The 15,231-nt window shown below is 69.4% G+C and carries 13 protein-coding genes; 4 read left to right on the forward strand and 9 right to left on the reverse strand.

All coding sequences use genetic code 11. The features are described 5' to 3' along the window. Nucleotides 1-34: 34 nt before the first annotated feature. The 4 genes from ACWDSJ_RS04470 to ACWDSJ_RS04485 all read right to left on the reverse strand — a co-directional run bounded on the left by ACWDSJ_RS04470 (nt 35) and on the right by ACWDSJ_RS04485 (nt 6,565). Complete coding sequence (locus ACWDSJ_RS04470) at nt 35-1,867, reverse strand: glycosyl transferase (RefSeq protein WP_450029204.1); 1,833 nt, start codon at nt 1,865-1,867, stop codon at nt 35-37. A 145-nt stretch (nt 1,868-2,012) separates the two neighbouring features. Next, entirely contained in the window at nt 2,013-3,974 is a 1,962-nt protein-coding gene (locus ACWDSJ_RS04475) for an arabinofuranosyltransferase (RefSeq protein ID WP_450029205.1), read from the reverse strand. Nucleotides 3,975-4,349: 375 nt separating this feature from the next. Further along, complete coding sequence (locus ACWDSJ_RS04480) at nt 4,350-5,111, reverse strand: decaprenylphospho-beta-D-erythro-pentofuranosid-2-ulose 2-reductase (protein ID WP_450029206.1); 762 nt, start codon at nt 5,109-5,111, stop codon at nt 4,350-4,352. Further along, complete coding sequence (locus tag ACWDSJ_RS04485; protein ID WP_387358705.1) at nt 5,111-6,565, reverse strand: FAD-binding oxidoreductase; 1,455 nt, start codon at nt 6,563-6,565, stop codon at nt 5,111-5,113. Before ACWDSJ_RS04485 ends, ACWDSJ_RS04480 begins: the two co-directional genes overlap by 1 nt. 74 nt (nt 6,566-6,639) lie before the next feature. Here ACWDSJ_RS04485 and ACWDSJ_RS04490 point away from each other — a divergent pair, with 74 nt between their 5' ends. Continuing rightward, complete coding sequence (locus ACWDSJ_RS04490; protein WP_387358707.1) at nt 6,640-7,095, forward strand: GtrA family protein; 456 nt, start codon at nt 6,640-6,642, stop codon at nt 7,093-7,095. Here the strand turns inward: ACWDSJ_RS04490 and ACWDSJ_RS04495 are convergent. From ACWDSJ_RS04495 to ACWDSJ_RS04505, 3 genes are all read right to left on the reverse strand, one after another. Then, complete coding sequence (locus ACWDSJ_RS04495; protein ID WP_387358709.1) at nt 7,082-7,702, reverse strand: pyridoxamine 5'-phosphate oxidase family protein; 621 nt, start codon at nt 7,700-7,702, stop codon at nt 7,082-7,084. The two genes, ACWDSJ_RS04490 and ACWDSJ_RS04495, sit on opposite strands and share 14 nt — an antisense overlap. Nucleotides 7,703-7,844: 142 nt before the next feature. After that, nucleotides 7,845-10,028, reverse strand: a complete 2,184-nt coding sequence (locus ACWDSJ_RS04500) for a molybdopterin-dependent oxidoreductase (protein ID WP_450029207.1) — start codon at nt 10,026-10,028, stop codon at nt 7,845-7,847. A gap of 205 nt (nt 10,029-10,233) precedes the next feature. Continuing rightward, nucleotides 10,234-10,728 (reverse strand): hypothetical protein, encoded by a 495-nt coding sequence (locus tag ACWDSJ_RS04505; RefSeq protein ID WP_387358713.1) that lies wholly within the window; start codon nt 10,726-10,728, stop codon nt 10,234-10,236. 291 nt (nt 10,729-11,019) lie between these two features. On the opposite strand from ACWDSJ_RS04505, the gene ACWDSJ_RS04510 reads away from it, so the two are divergent. Further along, nucleotides 11,020-11,586 carry a DUF4282 domain-containing protein gene (locus ACWDSJ_RS04510; RefSeq protein WP_450029208.1) on the forward strand — a complete coding sequence of 189 codons (567 nt, stop codon included), beginning with the start codon at nt 11,020-11,022 and terminating at the stop codon, nt 11,584-11,586. Between the two features lie 210 nt (nt 11,587-11,796). Next, the gene (locus ACWDSJ_RS04515) at nt 11,797-12,636 is read left to right on the forward strand and encodes a helix-turn-helix domain-containing protein (protein ID WP_450029439.1); all 840 of its coding nucleotides are present in this window, start codon (nt 11,797-11,799) and stop codon (nt 12,634-12,636) included. Nucleotides 12,637-12,643: 7 nt separating this feature from the next. Here the strand turns inward: ACWDSJ_RS04515 and ACWDSJ_RS04520 are convergent, their stop codons facing one another. After that, entirely contained in the window at nt 12,644-13,063 is a 420-nt protein-coding gene (locus ACWDSJ_RS04520; RefSeq protein ID WP_450029209.1) for a MarR family winged helix-turn-helix transcriptional regulator, read from the reverse strand. A gap of 74 nt (nt 13,064-13,137) precedes the next feature. Here ACWDSJ_RS04520 and ACWDSJ_RS04525 point away from each other — a divergent pair, with 74 nt between their 5' ends. Next, nucleotides 13,138-14,613: an MFS transporter gene (locus ACWDSJ_RS04525; RefSeq protein WP_450029441.1), complete on the forward strand. Its 1,476-nt coding sequence runs from the start codon at nt 13,138-13,140 to the stop codon at nt 14,611-14,613. 60 nt (nt 14,614-14,673) lie between these two features. On the opposite strand, the gene ACWDSJ_RS04530 is transcribed toward ACWDSJ_RS04525, so the two are convergent. Then, on the reverse strand, nt 14,674-15,231 hold the full coding sequence (locus tag ACWDSJ_RS04530) for a dTDP-4-dehydrorhamnose 3,5-epimerase family protein (RefSeq protein ID WP_387358721.1): 558 nt from the start codon (nt 15,229-15,231) through the stop codon (nt 14,674-14,676).

Here is a 15,231-nt window from a genome sequence, read left to right on the forward strand (position 1 = left end):
GGGCAGAGTCAGCGCGCACGATCGACGATGCTAGCTACCGCCCGCGCACATCCCAGACCCACATGCCGTCGTCGTAGCGACCCGGGAACAACAGCTGATCGAGCGTCGCGTGCAGCACGTCGCCCTGCGGCGTGGGCGGCAGCACCACCACATCGGCCCGCCAGTACCGCAGATCCTCCCGGGCCTGCGCGCGCACCCGATCGTCGATCGCGGGAATCCGACCGCTCTGCTGCGCCTGCATGAGCAGCGCGGCGGTCGGCCGGTCGTCGGGTCCGTAGCGGCCCTTCTTGTCCGCGGTCGGGCCCACGAAATAGCCTCCGGCGAGCGGGAATCGGAATCCGCCGTCGATCTGCCACCGCAACGGCCAGGCGTCGAGCCGGGTCGGCGGCGGCGCGATCACGACCGACCCGTTGTCGACGTACTCGTCGACCGTCCCGTCGGTGAAGAACGAGGGCGTCGCCGCGCGGTGCACCACCGGCAGCACCGTCGGGGTCAGCGGGACCAGTGCGAGCGCCAGCGCCGCGAACCAGGTCAGCGGCCGCCAATCCGTCAGCGCCACTTGCCAATAGCCGAGGGCGCGGGTGGTGGCGACGGCCAGGATCGCGGCGATCGCCGGAATCGCCGCCATCACGAAGCGGGTCTCGAGGACCGTGTTCAGCAGCGGCAGGTGTTCGATCCACTTCCAGGGCAGACTGATTCCGGTCGGCCGCTTGCCGATGACGGCCTGCGCGCCCAGCGACAGCACGCCGAACGCCACGATCACCACCGTGGCCGCCCGCACCACCCGTTCGCGCCACAGCAGCACGGCCGTCACCGCGACCAGGCCCAGCAGCGGCCAGCCGAAGTAGGCGTTCTGCTCGGTCGGATTGATCGCCACGTTCTGGCCGGGCGCGAACACCCCGCCCAGCGATTCGGACGGGAACTGCGTCAGCGCCTTCAGATCGTTGCCCATCGGGCCGTGGTCGATCGAGCGGTAGCTCTGCGGCCCGAAGAACTGCCACCACAGCGGAATCACGGTGAGCGCCACCGTGATCAGCGCGGCCCCCGCGACGGTCGGGGCGAGCCCGCGCAACACCCGCCACCCGTCGCGCGGCCGGTGCAGGTAGTACACGACCGCGAACAGCCCGAACGCCAGCGCGAAGATCAGCAGCGGTTCCTCGCCGAGCGCGATCTGGAACGCCACGAGCAGCCCGAGCAGCCCGGCCTCGCGCGCCCGCCGCCCGAGCGTGGCGGATTCGCCGTCGAGCACCCGGCGGGCCATCCGGATCAGCAGCCCGGCGATGACCGGAAGCGCCGCCAGCACCACGAAATTCGGGTGCGCGCTCGCGTGCGAGATCATGGCCGGGGCGAAGCCGCAGAACAGCCCGCCCACGGCCGCTCCCGCCCGGGAGGCGACGAGTTCGCGGGAGAACAGCCAGTACCAGGCGTAGGCGGTTCCGGCCAGGCCCAGGGTGAGCACGAGCACGAACGTCACGGTCGGCCCGAACAGCAGGGTGACCGGGGTGAGCGGCACCCCGACGCCGAACGAGGCCGTGTTCGCCATCATGTTCACGCCGTCGGGGAAGTTCTGGAGATTCGTGCCGAGCGGATTGTTCAGGTGGGCCACCGCGTGCGCGGTCTCGGCGAAGAACCACTCCCACATGGTCTGGTCCTGGCCGCTCTTGATGAGATAGCCGTGGTCGGTGTCGCGCCACTGGCCCGACAGCACCAGGACGGCCAGGGCGGTGTAGGCGGCGGCGACGGCGAGGTCGGGGGCCGACGGTCTGCGAAACCGTCTGCGGCGCACCGGGGGAGTGGCCGCGCGCTCCGGCGCCGCGGTGCCGATTCGTCCCGTCTCGATCCGATCCGCTTCCTGCCCCACAACCACAGGTGCAACTCCTCTTGCCGACGATCAGCGGCCCAGGCTACCTGCCGAGGCTGGGAGCCGCCGCCCGGGAAGCGGAGTTATCCACAAGAAAAGGCCCGATTCCACAGTGTTATGCACAGGTTCGATCGGCTGTGCACAAGGACACTCAGGCGCGGACGACGAGAGTGAACGGGCCGATGTCGGTGGTCCTGAAGTGGGGATCGTCGAACAACGCCTTGGGGAAGGCCACGGTGTAGCGGCGCACATTCGGGTCGTTCGGGTAAACGTCCTCCGACAGCCGCAGCGTGTACTCGTCTCCGCTGCGCCGGAACACGAACGCGTCGGGCGCCCGCCAGGGGCAGTGGTTCAGCGCGTCGATCAGTTCCGCGGGGGTCTTCAGTTCGCTCCACCGCTTGATCGCCGCGGCCCGGCCCGCGAAATCGGCGAGCGGGTTGGCGTAGTGCGAGGTGAGCGCCTGGAAGCCGTAGTACGGGTAGTAACTGAGGAAGCTGGTGTCCGCGGTGAGCACGACCGTCTCGTCGCGCGGGCGTCCGGTCTGCGTCCGCAGGGCCTCGTCGATCGCGCGGTAGTGCGTGACCGCCGAGGGCGCGCGCTTGTCCGCGCGGACACCGTCGCCGTCGGTGTCGGTGTAGGCGGTGGTGATCTCGGTGGCCAGCACGGCCGGGATGTCCTGGGTGAACGCCAGTGCGCCCACTACGGCCACGGCCGCGGCCGCCGCCCGCAGCCGGGCCGGCTCGCCGACGGCCTGATACAGCGCGCGCGCCCCCTCGGCGAAGCCGAAGGTTCCGGCGGCGGCCAGCAGCACCTGCAGAATCGGCTCGAGCCGGAACGCGAGCAGGGTCGTCCCGCCCGCGGTGACCGCCATCGAGCCCAGCGACCACAGGTAGATCGCCGCCACCGACACGGCCAGCGCCTGCGCCCGCCGCGAACTCGCCAACCGCAGCACCAGCCAGATCGTGCCCAGCAGGCACAGGGCCCCCAGCAGCGGATGGGTGAAGTCGAACATCGGGAACGCCAGGCGCGCACCGGATTCCGGCAGATAGTGCAGGGCGGTCCCGCCACTCGGCCGCGGGCCCGAGGCCATCCGCAGCAGATACGGGCCCCAGGTGATCAGCGTGAGCACGCCCGCGATCGCGCCGATCACGATGAGCCGCACCAGGATCGGCCCCAGCAGCCGCCACGGCCCCGGCGCATCCTCGGCGGGCCGCCGATGGATGGCGTCGGACCGCCGCTGCCACAGCAGCGCGCACCAGGCCACCACCGCCATCACGCCCACGGTGAAGGCCGCGACCGCGAAGAACAGGGTGTAGAACATCCCCGACACGCCGACGAACACCCCGGCCCCCACGACCGCGCCCCATCCGCGCGCGGTCGCCGCCCCGGTTCGCTCGCCCGCGCCCCATTCGGCGGGCCGGTACAGCGCGCCCCAGGCCAGCGCCATGCTCGGCGCGAACAGCACCACCAGCACCGCGCTGTAGGCCTCCGGCGACGCGAACGCCACCATCACCGCGGTCGTCGCGGCCCCCACGGCGACCGCCAGGTCCGGCCGAATCAGCTTGGACCACAACACCGTCGCGAGCACCGCCGCCACCGCCAGCGACACGATCGCGTACGGCTTGAACGCCGCCCACCCCGCCAGCCCCAGCAGATTCGCGACCCGTCCGCCGATCCAGAACCACCCCGCCGGATAGAACGGCGGCAGATCCGCGTAGGTCATATCCCGCGGCGCGGCGGTATCGGTCAGCCGGGTCAGATACTCGGTCCGGAACTCCTGATCCACCGAGATCCCGAGCAGATACAACTTCGTCGCCGCCAACGGCATCCCCAGCGTCACCGTGACGAACCCCGAAACCCCCACCCACGCAAGCCCTTTCGCCCACCACCCCCACCCCCGCACCCGCGCCACCACAATCGCCCCCACCACGAACCCCGCCGCCCCCACCTGCCCCACGGTCGTCAACGCCCGCGTCACATTCGACGACCCGAACGCGGGCCACTGCACGGTAGAGAACGCGTAAAGCCCCACCACCCCCACGACAACGGCCACCCCCACCGCGACCACAGCCTCCCCCAAGCCATCCCCCACCTGCCGCAGAAATGCCCGCACACCGCCTCCGCTTTCCCTCTCGCCCGGTTAAGCCGTGCGCCAGCCTAACCACCCTGCCCGGCGCCCTAGCGGGCACCGGGCAGGGACAAGAGGAAGCCACGCCGAACCAGCGGGGACAAGAGGAGCCACGCCGAAACGGCAGGGACATGAAAGATAGCCCCGCCGGGCCTTGGGGTGGGGGTTCGTACTTCCCCCAAGCCGTCCCCACCTTCCGACTGGTAGGGCTTGGGCTTGGCGTGGCCCCGCTCCAGTTGGCGGGGCTTGGGCTTGGCGTGGCCCCGCTCCGGCTGGTGGGGCTTGGGCTCGGCACTTCCCCCAGGCGCCCCCGCCCCCCTTGTTCCTCGGGTCGGCGCCCCCAGGCGCCGACCCGAGGACTCAAATAGGCAACCGCCGAAAAACAGGCCGCGGGATATGCCGCAACACCATCATCACCCACCGGAAAGTCCCAGGCGCCCAGACGATCTCGCGACCACGATCGGAGGCCGCCACCGCCAGCGCCGCGACCTCCTCCTTGTCCACCGTCAGCGCGTTCTCCTGCACATGCGCCGACAGTTTGGTGCGGACCTGGCCCGGGCGGATGACCGTGACGCGGGGGCCGAAGGGGGCGAGGGCCTCGCCGAGGCCGAGGTAGAAGCCGTCCAGGCCGGCCTTGGTGGAGCCGTAGACGAAGTTGAAGCGGCGGACGCGTTCGCCCGCGACCGAGGACATGGCCAGGATGCGGCCGTAGCCCTGGGCCTTCATCTTCTCGCCGAGCAGCACGCCCACAGAAACGGCCGCGGTGTAGTTGATCCCGGCCATCAGCACGGCCTTGCGCTGGTTCTGCCAGAACTCCTCGCCGTCGCCGTCGATGCCGAAGGCCACGATCGCGACGTCGATATCGCCCTCGGCCCAGGCCGCCTCGATCACCTTGGGGTGGTCGTCGGTCTCGAGCGCGTCGAAGTCGACCAGCTCGACCTTGCTGGCCCCGGCGGCCTCGACGCGCGCGACCGATTCCGCGCGCAGCGGGTCGTCGGGCAACGCCGCGAGGACGACCCGGGCCGGGCCCTTCTTCAGGTACTCGGCCACGATCGCGAGACCGATCTCCGAGGTGCCACCCAGGAGCAGAATCGATTGCGGATTTCCGACCGCGTTGATCACTAGTGCAGCTCCAGCCTTCTCGCCATATCGGACATGAAAACGCCTGTGGGATCGATGTTCCGGCGGACCTTGATCCACTCGTCGATCCGGGGATACATCTGATGGAAGGTCTCCGCGGTGGTGCGCGAATCCTTCCCGGTGTACAGCCGACCGCCGAATTCCAGTACCCGCCGGTCCAATTCGGTCACGAACTCGTTGAGCCCCGCCTTGATCGGGAAGTCCACGCAGATGTTCCAGCCCGGCATCGGAAAGCTCAGCGGCGCTTGGTTTCCCGGCCCGAACAGCTTGAACACGTTGAGGAACGAATAGAACCCCGACGCCTGGATATCGCGGATGATGCTCTTGAACTCCTCCACGGCCTCCGGCGGCACCACGAACTGGTACTGCAGGAACCCGTTGGAACCGTACCCGCGATTCCACTCACCCAGCATGTCCAGCGGGTGATAGAACTGCGTCAGATTCTGCACCTTGCCGCGATAGGTGCCCGACTTGCGGTACCAGAGTTCGCCGATCGGGGTGAAGGTGTACTTGTTGGCCAGCCCGTTCGGGAACACGTCCGGCAGCGTGAAGAACGTCTTGCCGTTGAACCGCAGCGGATCGGCCCGCAACTTCTTCGGCAGCTCATCCAGTTTCGCCAGATTGCCGCGAGAGATGGCCGCCCGCCCCAGTTTCGGCTCGGGGCTGATGGCGTCGAACCACGCCGAGCTGTACTCGTACCGGTCCTCCGACCCGTCGCTGTGGAAGGCGATGGTCTCGTCCAGGGTCGCGGTGACGTCGCCGTCGGCGATGAAGTACGCCGTCTCGGTCGGCGTCATCTCGATGGTCGCGCGCAGGATGATGCCGGTCAGCCCGCAGCCGCCGACGGTGGCCCAGAACAGTTTCGCGTTGCGCTTGGGGGTGATGTGGTGGACCGTGCCGTCCGCGGTGAGCAGATCCATCGAGCGCACGTGATTGCCGAAACTGCCCGCGCTGTGATGGTTCTTGCCGTGGATGTCAGAGCCGATGGCCCCGCCGACGGTCACCTGCCGGGTGCCGGGCAGCACCGGAACCCACAGCCCGAACGGCAGCGCGGCCTTCATAAGCTGATCCAGGTTGACGCCCGCGTCCACGTCCACCAGGCGGGTGTCGCGGTCGATGCGGTGAATGTTGTTCAGCGCGGTCATATCGACGACGAGTCCGCCCGCGTTCTGCGCGTTGTCGCCGTAGGAGCGGCCGAGCCCGCGCGCGATGATCCCGCGCCGCAGGTGCGGGGGCTTGGACTCGTTGTCCTCGGCCACCATCCGAACGGCCTGCGCGATCACCTCCGGATCGCTGGTGGCGAGCACTTCGGCGGAGGTTGGTGCGGTGCGACCCCAGCCGGTCAGCCTGCGGGTGCGCGTCGGCAATTCGGGCACGGCGTCGCTCGCCGTGTCGGCAGAACCCGCGGCGGTGGAGGTCTGAGCTTTCGTGGACATCGGCATAGAGGCTACAGGTATGACAGACCATTGGTCCGTTTGTCGTGACCGCCCCGGCGGTTAGGCTCGTGGCCGTGACCGCGGAACCCCAGCTGCCCCTGCCGCCCGAACTGCCCCTGGTCGACGAGCCCGGCGGCACGGCGGTCGATCTGAAGACGCAGATCGTCCGGTTCGTCCTGTCCGGCGGCTTCTCCGCGATCATCGATTTCGGCCTCTACATGCTGCTGCTAGAGGCGGCCGGACTGCCGGTCGCGGTGGCCAAGTCGATCAGCTTCATCGCGGGCACGACCACGGCGTATCTCATCAACCGGCGCTGGACCTTCCGGGCCGAACCCAGTCGCGCGCGCTTCCTCGCGGTCGTCGCGCTCTACGCGGTCACCTTCGCCGTCCAGGTGGGCATCAACCAGATCCTGTTCTACGCGCTGGCCGACGAATGGTGGCGCAAGCCGCTGGCGTTCGTCGTCGCCCAGGGCACCGCGACCGTGATCAACTTCATCGTGCAGCGCGCGGTGATCTTCAAGATCCGCTGACCCCCACCGCCGATTCGGCCTTCGCGCCGAAGAAGTCACCCCCCTTGGCGCGCACGTTGTCGGTGCCCCACATCCGGTCCTCCCGGCTCGCGGGCGCCAGGCGCGGAATGTGCTTGCGGCAGTGGATGTACGCCTCCTCGACGTCGACGACCACCCAGCGTTCGGCGATCCGGCCGCGTTCGTGCGGCGGCAGGTCGGGCACGCAGTGCCGCAGCACGGCGTCGTCGACGATGCGCGCGGCGCCGTTGATGTGCAGGCCGATCAGCTCCTCGACGAAGTCCAGCACCAGGATCGCCACATGCGGATTCTCCAGAATGTTGCCCAGACTGGCCATTACGCCGTTGCCGCGGTACTCCGGATAGGCGAGGGTGCGCTCGTCGAGAACGTGCAGGAAGCCGGGGCGGCCCGCGCGGAAACTCGCGTCGCATTCCCCGCGCCGATCGGCGGTGGCGATGAAGGCCATGTCCATCCGCCGCACGAACTCGATCATCCGGGGATTCAGCCGGTCGAGCACCTGGTCGGCGTAGAAGCGTTCGGCGCGCTCGCGGGTGCCGAGCCGGTCCTGGAGTTCGCGCTCGCCGTCGCTGCCGTACCGCCCACCGGACATGCCGCATCCCCTCGAGATTCGAAAGACGGCACCTGGCGACCTCGGCGCCGAGCGTTTGCCGAACCGATGCTAATGCCCCGGGCCGGGCCGCGGGCGAGTTCGCTTGGAACCGCCCGATTTTCGTGGAACCCGACCGGTCGGATCAGGCGGGGGACAGCGTGACCGGCACCCCGTTGAAGACCGCGTTGCCCGACGGCACGTCGACCAGCGAATCATCGGTCAGCACATTGGCGTTCACCCCCGCGTGCGCGCGGGCCACCGACTGCGTGCTGTCGCCGTGCCCCCAGCCGTGCGGGAGGCTGACCACGCCCGGCATGATCTCGTCGGTCGGCTCGAGCGGCACGGTGAGGCTGCCCGCCGCCGATTTGATCACCGCGTGGTCGTCGAGGCCGAGGCGGGACACGTCGTCGGGGTGGATGTGCAGGGTGCAGGTGTTGGACCCGCCGACCAGCGTCGAGACATTGTGCAGCCAGCTGTTGTTCGAGCGCAGCTGCCGCCGCCCGATCAGCACGACCTCCGGGGCGGCCTCGTCGAGTTTGGCGCGCAACCGCTCGACGTCGGCGAGCAGCTGCGGCGGGGCGAGTTCCACCCTCTTCGAGGCGGTGAGCAGGATCTCGGGCAGCCGCGGTCGCAGCGGGCCGAGGTCGATGCCGTGCGGATTGTCCAGCAGCGCTTGCAGATTCAGCGTGCCGCCGCGCCATTCCCCGTAGGGGCCCAGTTTGAGCATCATGTCGATGCGCTGTTCGGTGGTGTCGGCGCCCTGGAGTTCGTCGCGCCGGTCCAGCATGCCCGCCTTGTGCAGGGTGCCCGCGATGATCAACTCGTCGACGGTCGCCACGGGATCGCGGCCGGGTTCGGGCGACTGACCCGAGATGGCCAGCGCCAGCCGCGCCAGGATGTGCGGTTCGGAGGGCCGGTCGCCGAGCGGCAGCAGCGGGCGGGAGTACCGGGTGTAGTCGCGCACCGCGAACGCCAGCAGCGCGAAATCGTAGTGCGGTGCCTGGAAGGTGCGCGGCGGCGGCAGGATGACATCGGCGTGCCGGGTGGTCTCGTTGAGGTACCGGTCGACGCTGACCATGAACTCGAGCCGGTCCAGCGCCGCCGCCAGCCGCGCCCCGCTCGGCGCGGACAGCACCGGATTGCCCGCGACGGTGATCAGCGCGCGCACCTGCCCCGCGCCGGGTGTGATGATCTCGTCGGCCAGCGTCGCGACCGGGAATTCGCCCATGGCCTCGGGCAATTCGCGCACCCGGCTGGTCCAGCGGCCGGTGCGGAACGGGCGGGTGCGCACGATGCCGAGCGCGGCCGGGGTGGCGAACATGGCCCCGCCGGGCCGGTCCAGATTGCCGGTGAGCACGTTGAGCACGTCGACCAGCCACTGGGTCAGCGTGCCGAATTCGGCCGTGCACGTGCCGATTCGCGCGTAGACCGCCGCGGTCGGCGCGGCCGCGAGTTCGCGGGCCAGTCGCAGGACGGTCTCGGCGGGGACGCCGGTGCGCGCGGCCACCACCTCCGGGGTGAACGGTTCGGCGGCGGCGCGGACCTCGTCGATGCCCGTGGCGTCGACGCGCACGTCGGTCAGCTCCTCCGCGAACAGCGTGCGCACGATGCCGAACAGCAGGTAGGCGTCGCTGCCCGGCCGGACGAACACGTGCTCGTCGGCGAGTTTGGCGGTGCGGGTGCGTCGGGGATCGACCACCACCAACCGGCCGCCCCGCTGCCGCAGCGCCTTCAACCGGCCCGGGAAATCCGGTGCGGTGCACAGTGATCCGTTGGATTCGAGCGGGTTGGCGCCCAGCATGAGCAGATAGTCGGTGCGATCGAGATCGGGTACCGGCACGGTCAGCGGATCGCCGAACATCAGCCCCGAGGCCACCTGCTTGGGCATCTGGTCCGCGGTACTGGCCGAGTACAGATTGCGCGTGCTCAGCGCCCGGATCAGCGCGGGCAGGTACATGCTCCCGGCGATGGTGTGCGCGTTGGGGTTTCCCACGTACAGCGCCGCCGCCTGCCGCCCGTGCTCGGCCAGCAGCGCCGGAATCCGCTCCGCGATCAGGTCGAACGCCTCGTCCCACGAGGCCGTCCGCCACTCCCCGGTCCCGCGATCGCGAATCATCGGCTCGCTCAACCGATCCGGATCCTCGTCCAACCGCCCGAGACTGGCCCCCTTGGGACAGATGAACCCCCTACTGAACGGATCCTCCCGATCCCCCCGCACCCCCACCACCCGATCCCCCGAGTCGAGCGTCACCTCCAACCCGCACACCGCCTCACACAGCGGGCAGGTCCGCAACAACTTCCGATTTCCCTCGGTGACGCTCGTCATACCCCCATCATCACCGGCCCGGCGGCCCAGGGAAACAGATCCGGGCAAAAAGTAACCGCCGGACATAGGGGCCCTCGCCTCCATCCCCACCCGGCCCTCCGGCCCCCTCATGTTCCTCGTCTTCCGGCCCCCAGGCCGGAAGACGAGGACCCCCACAACAACGAACCGCGAGGGCGCATGGCCCTCGCGGTTCGGTAAGTCGGTGTCAGCTGGCGAGCCGGACGCCCTGCGGCTTGCGGCCGGAGGCGGCGGCCCGGACGGCCGCGGCGACCGCGACCACCGGCGGAACCCAGCGGGCCTCGCTCGGGGCGACGCCCCAGCAGGCGGAGCCCGCCGAGAGCTGGGTGGGGGGCAACGGGATGCCGTCGCCGTCGGTGTACACGGTGATGCCCGCCTCGCGCAGCGCCTCGATGGCCATCGCGGCCTTCGCGGTGCCGGTCACCAGGTGGATCTCGCGCCGCTCGGCACCTGGGACCTCGATCACCGGACCGGAGAGGTTGTTCGCCCGCAGGAAGCGCCGGACGGTGGCGGCGAGTTCGCCGGTTACCTCGATGCCCGCCACATTCTCGTCGGTGATGAGGCAGATGCCGTTGGCCGTTTCGGCGACCGTCCAGCCGCGCTGGATGTAGTCCTGCGCGGCGGCGGCCATCGTCGCCGCCGGGACGGAAGTCGGAAACGTCGTACGCACTGTCTTCTCCATTCCCCGCATCAGATCAGGTCCTGCTTCGGTGTTCATGGGACTAATCGGGCCGTGACATCCGTGGTGTTACAGCTTCACGAAACTTTCTTGCCCGACGTCATCTGTGTCACAAGATCATCGGACTGATCCGGATTCGCTATCGAACCATCCGTTGTTCTCGTTCGGGGACAACGATCGTCGCCATACCTGCGAGGCAATTGCGTTGTCCCTGAGTGTTTCCCGTGAGCCCGTACGGGCACGCCGGAAATCACGAGCGTTGCCGCGAGCAAGTATCTCGGAGAGGATCGGGGCATGAGCGACGAGCCCGTCGGCGCCGAGCCCGACGCGGACGATTACGAGGTGGAACCGCGCTGGATCGCCTGGCGGGAGTCGGCGACCAGGCGCCTGGCCCGGCACGTCGGCGAGCCGGACGAGGACGGCCCGGCCGAACCGTTCCGCGGCCCGGGCGCGTTCGCGGGTTGGGCGGCGTCGGCCGCGCGCGGCCTGCTCGACCTCCAGTTCCGCCGACAGGCCACCCGGACCCTGCTCCCGCTGGCCTATCTGCTGGGCCTGGCCTTCGCCGTGGGCGTCCCGATCGTGCTGACCGTGCTGCTGTGGCGGTACTCGCTGGTGCTGGGGCTCGGCTTCGCGATCGTGGTGGCCCTCCCGCTCGGCCTGACCATCGCCGCGTCGGTGCGCCTGGCGCTCGAGTTCCTGGTGAACGCCTCCCGGCTGGCGAGCCGGGTCGAGCACATCAACGCCCTCGCCGACGATCTGTTCCAGGTGTTGTCCGATGTCGCCGAACCGGTCAACCAGCTCTCCGAGGACGTGCGCGCCGTCCAGTTCTGGCGATTCCGCAGGCGACCGCCCCGCAAGTGAACGAAAACCCTTATTCCGGAAGATGTCACACGGCGTTATGCCCGATCCTCCCTCATTGTGTTGTGCAACAATCCTTTCGCGTATCTCTTGGAACGAATTCGGATACGCCGGAAGGGTTTTGCCGTTCGGCGAGCAGTGACAGCGAGTACGATCGGCGGACGGAACTCAGGGGGATACATGGTTCTACCGCAGGGGATCACCGGGTCCACGATGCCGCGGCGGCAATTGGGCCGCAGACTTCGTGACCTCCGTAATCGTGCCCGCATGACCACCCGGGTCGCCGCCCAGCGCCTGGAATGGTCGGAGGCCAAGATCTGGCGCATCGAGACCGGCCAGACCTCGCTGCGCGGGCTGGACGTCGAGGCGATGTGCAAGGTCTACGGCGCGCCCGACGACCTCGTCGCCCCGCTCACCGCGCTGGCCCGGGAGACCAAGGCCCGCGGCTGGTGGACCGAGTACGGCGATGTCATCGCCGAGGGCTTCGAGGTCTACATCGGGCTGGAGGAGGCCGCCTACCGGCTCTCGACCTACGAGAACGAGCTGGTGCCCGGCCTGTTGCAGACCGAGGACTACACCCGCGCCATGCTCGCCGCCGCGCGGCCGGACATGTCGTCGGTCGAGACGGACCGCCGCGTCGCGGTGCGGGCGGCCCGGCAGGCGCTGCTCACCCGTGACACCGATCCGGTGCGGCTGCGCGCGCTGCTCACCGAGACCGTGCTGCGTCGCCGCGTCGGCGGTCCCGAGGTAATCAAGGGCCAGCTCGAGCATCTGCGGCGGATGTGCGATCGCCCGAATGTCGAAATCCGTTCGGTGCCCGACGATTCCGGCTACCACGAGGGCATGGACACCGGTAGGTTCGTCCTGCTCGAATTCGATTCCGGCACGGGCGAACTGGCCGAACCCCCGGTCGTCTACGTCGAAACCTTCACCGGCTCGGCCTATTTCGACAAGGACACCGAGATCGACCGCTACCGCGCGGCGCTGGCGAGCATCGAGGCCGTCGCGGTCGACGCCCGCGACCCGATCGAGGCGACCCTGGCCGCGCTCTGAGTCCCGGTCAGCGCAGGGTCTGTTCGAGCACCTCGCGGTGCGTCGGGGCGGCGTCGGCGTGCGCCGCGCGGCCCTTGTCGGTGAGGCAGACGAAGATCGAGCGCCGATCGTCGGTGCACATGCTGCGGCTGACCAGCCCCTCGCGCTCGAGCCGGGCGACCGCGCGGGACAGCGCGCTCTGGCTCAGGTGGCTCTCGGCGGCCAGTTCGCTCATGCGATAGGTCTCGCACGCGGCGTCCACCAGGCGGTCCAGCGTCTCGAACTCGCTGAGCCCGATGCGATGACGCCGCTGCAATTCCTTTTCGAGCGCGCAGGTGACATTGGCGTGCTTGGCCATGAGATCGCGCCACTCGCGGACCAGTCCGGTCGGCGCCACCCGCTGCTCGATCGCGGGCCGGTCGACGGACGCTGTCGACGGCTTGGACATGCGGCCATCCTAGTGCCCCGTGCGAGACCATGCAACCGCATTAAATGTTTGCGCATTTAATGCACGCGCATGTAATGTTCCGGATCGTGACTTCCACGGCAACACTTCAGGCCCACCCGGCCGACACTCGGTGGTCGGCCCGGCTCTGGGGCCTGTTGATCACCCTGTGCATCGTTCTGTTCCTCGACGGCCTCGACGTGTCGATGGTCGGCGTCGCGCTCCCGTCCATCGGCACCGAGCTGGGCCTGAACACCTCGACCCTGCAATGGCTGGTCAGCGGCTACGTTCTCGGTTACGGCGGGCTGCTGCTGCTCGGCGGGCGCACCGCCGATCTGCTCGGCCGCCGCAAGGTCTTTTTGATCGCGCTGGCGATCTTCGCCGTCGCCTCGCTGGCGGGCGGGCTGGTCAGCTCCGGGCCGCTGCTGATCCTCACCCGGTTCGTCAAGGGCCTGGCCGCGGCGTTCACCGCGCCCACCGGCCTGTCCATCATCACCACCAACTTCGCCGAGGGCCCGGCCCGCAACAAGGCGTTGTCCATCTACACCGTGTTCGGCGCGGGCGGCTATTCCATGGGCCTGGTGTTCGGGGGGCTCATGACCGGTCTCGGCTGGCGTTGGACCTTCCTGTTGCCGGTGCCGATCGCGCTGGCGGCGCTGGTGGCGGCCGCGCTGCTCGTGCCGCGCGATCGGCCCGCCGAGGAGGGCGGCCACGACCTGCTGGGCGCGCTGTTCTCCACCGCGGCCATGCTGCTGCTGGTCTACACCGTGGTCTCCGCACCGACGGCGGGCTGGGGTTCGGCCCGGACCGTGGGTTCGTTCGCGGCGGTGGCGGTGCTGTTCGCGGCCTTCCTCGCGGTCGAGCGGCGGGTGCGGCATCCGCTGATCCGGCTCGGCATCCTGCGCAAGGCGTCGCTGGTGCGGGCGAGCCTGGTCATCGTCGCCGTCGCCGGGTCCTACTTCAGCTGGCAGTTCATCGTGACCCTGTACCTCCAGGACACCCTGGGCTGGTCCCCGCTGAAGCTGGCCATGGCCCTGCTGCCGGTGGGTCTGCTGGTGGCGCTGTCGTCGGTGTTCTCCGACAAGCTGGTCGACCGGTTCGGCACCGGCCCGATCATCGCGGTCACCATGGTCGTGATGAGCGTCGGCTACCTGCTGTTCCTGCGGCTGAACACCGAGCCGTCCTACCTCACGATCATCCTGCCCGCGGTGCTGTTGATCGGCATCGGCTGGATCGGCTTCCCCGCCATCAACATTCAGGCCACCAACGGCATCGATGACGACGAGCAGGGGCTGGCGGCCGGTGTGCTGCAAACGTCCATGCAGGTCGGCGCGGCCATCGTGCTGGCGATCAACACCGCGATCGTCACCTCCGGCGGCGTGGGCGACGGTTCACCGGCGGCGATCCTCGACGGCTACCGCCCGGGCCTGCTGTTCGCGGGTGTGGTCGCCATCCTCGGCGCGCTCGTGGCCCTGACCCACTTCCTGCCCAAGCGCCGGTCCGCCGAGCCGGTGGCCGACACCGAGCCGGAGCCGGAACTGGCCGCGGCCTGACCGACCGCGCGAAAGCCGCGGCGCGCGAAGCGAATTCGCCGCCGCGGCTTTCGGCATATCTCACCCGGCCGCGCGCAGGCCCGGCGCGGCGGCGTCCTTGGCCGAGCGCACGAACCGCAACGGCCGCCCGTCCCGGCCGACCGTCGGCCACTCGATCCCGATCTCCGGATCGAAAGCGTCGATGTCGTGGTCGAATTCGGGGCTGTACTCCAGCGAGCACAGATAGGTCACCGTCGAATCATCGGCGAGCGAGAGCAGCGCGTGCCCGAGCCCCTCGGACAGGAAGACCGAGCGCCGATCGATATCGTCGATGAGCACGCTGTCCCACCGCCCGAAGGTCGGTGACCCGGGCCGCAGATCCACCACCACGTCCACGAACGCCCCGCGCGTGCAGGTCACGTATTTGGCCTGGCCCGGCGGATCCTCGGTGTAGTGGATGCCGCGCAGCACGCCCGCCGCGGAGGTGGAGGTGTTGACCTGCAACAGGTCGAACGGCCGCCCGACCGCCTTCTCGAACTCCGAGGCCTTGAACGTCTCGGCGAAGATGCCGCGCTCGTCCCCGCGCAGGACCGGGGTGAACTCCCACGCCCCCGGCACCGCCAGCTCTCGAATCCGCAT

It is taken from the genome of Nocardia sp. NPDC003482, assembly GCF_053588115.1.

Coding starts and splice junctions, on each gene's coding strand:
- ACWDSJ_RS04485 (WP_387358705.1), bottom strand. CDS start 6,565: ATGTCCACGAAAGCTCAGACCTCCACCGCCGCGGGTTCTGCCGACACG.
- ACWDSJ_RS04495 (WP_387358709.1), bottom strand. CDS start 7,702: ATGTCCGGTGGGCGGTACGGCAGCGACGGCGAGCGCGAACTCCAGGAC.
- ACWDSJ_RS04500 (WP_450029207.1), bottom strand. CDS start 10,028: ATGACGAGCGTCACCGAGGGAAATCGGAAGTTGTTGCGGACCTGCCCG.
- ACWDSJ_RS04505 (WP_387358713.1), bottom strand. CDS start 10,728: ATGGAGAAGACAGTGCGTACGACGTTTCCGACTTCCGTCCCGGCGGCG.
- ACWDSJ_RS04510 (WP_450029208.1), top strand. CDS start 11,020: ATGAGCGACGAGCCCGTCGGCGCCGAGCCCGACGCGGACGATTACGAG.
- ACWDSJ_RS04515 (WP_450029439.1), top strand. CDS start 11,797: ATGCCGCGGCGGCAATTGGGCCGCAGACTTCGTGACCTCCGTAATCGT.
- ACWDSJ_RS04520 (WP_450029209.1), bottom strand. CDS start 13,063: ATGTCCAAGCCGTCGACAGCGTCCGTCGACCGGCCCGCGATCGAGCAG.
- ACWDSJ_RS04525 (WP_450029441.1), top strand. CDS start 13,138: ATGTTCCGGATCGTGACTTCCACGGCAACACTTCAGGCCCACCCGGCC.
- ACWDSJ_RS04530 (WP_387358721.1), bottom strand. CDS start 15,231: ATGCGGATTCGAGAGCTGGCGGTGCCGGGGGCGTGGGAGTTCACCCCG.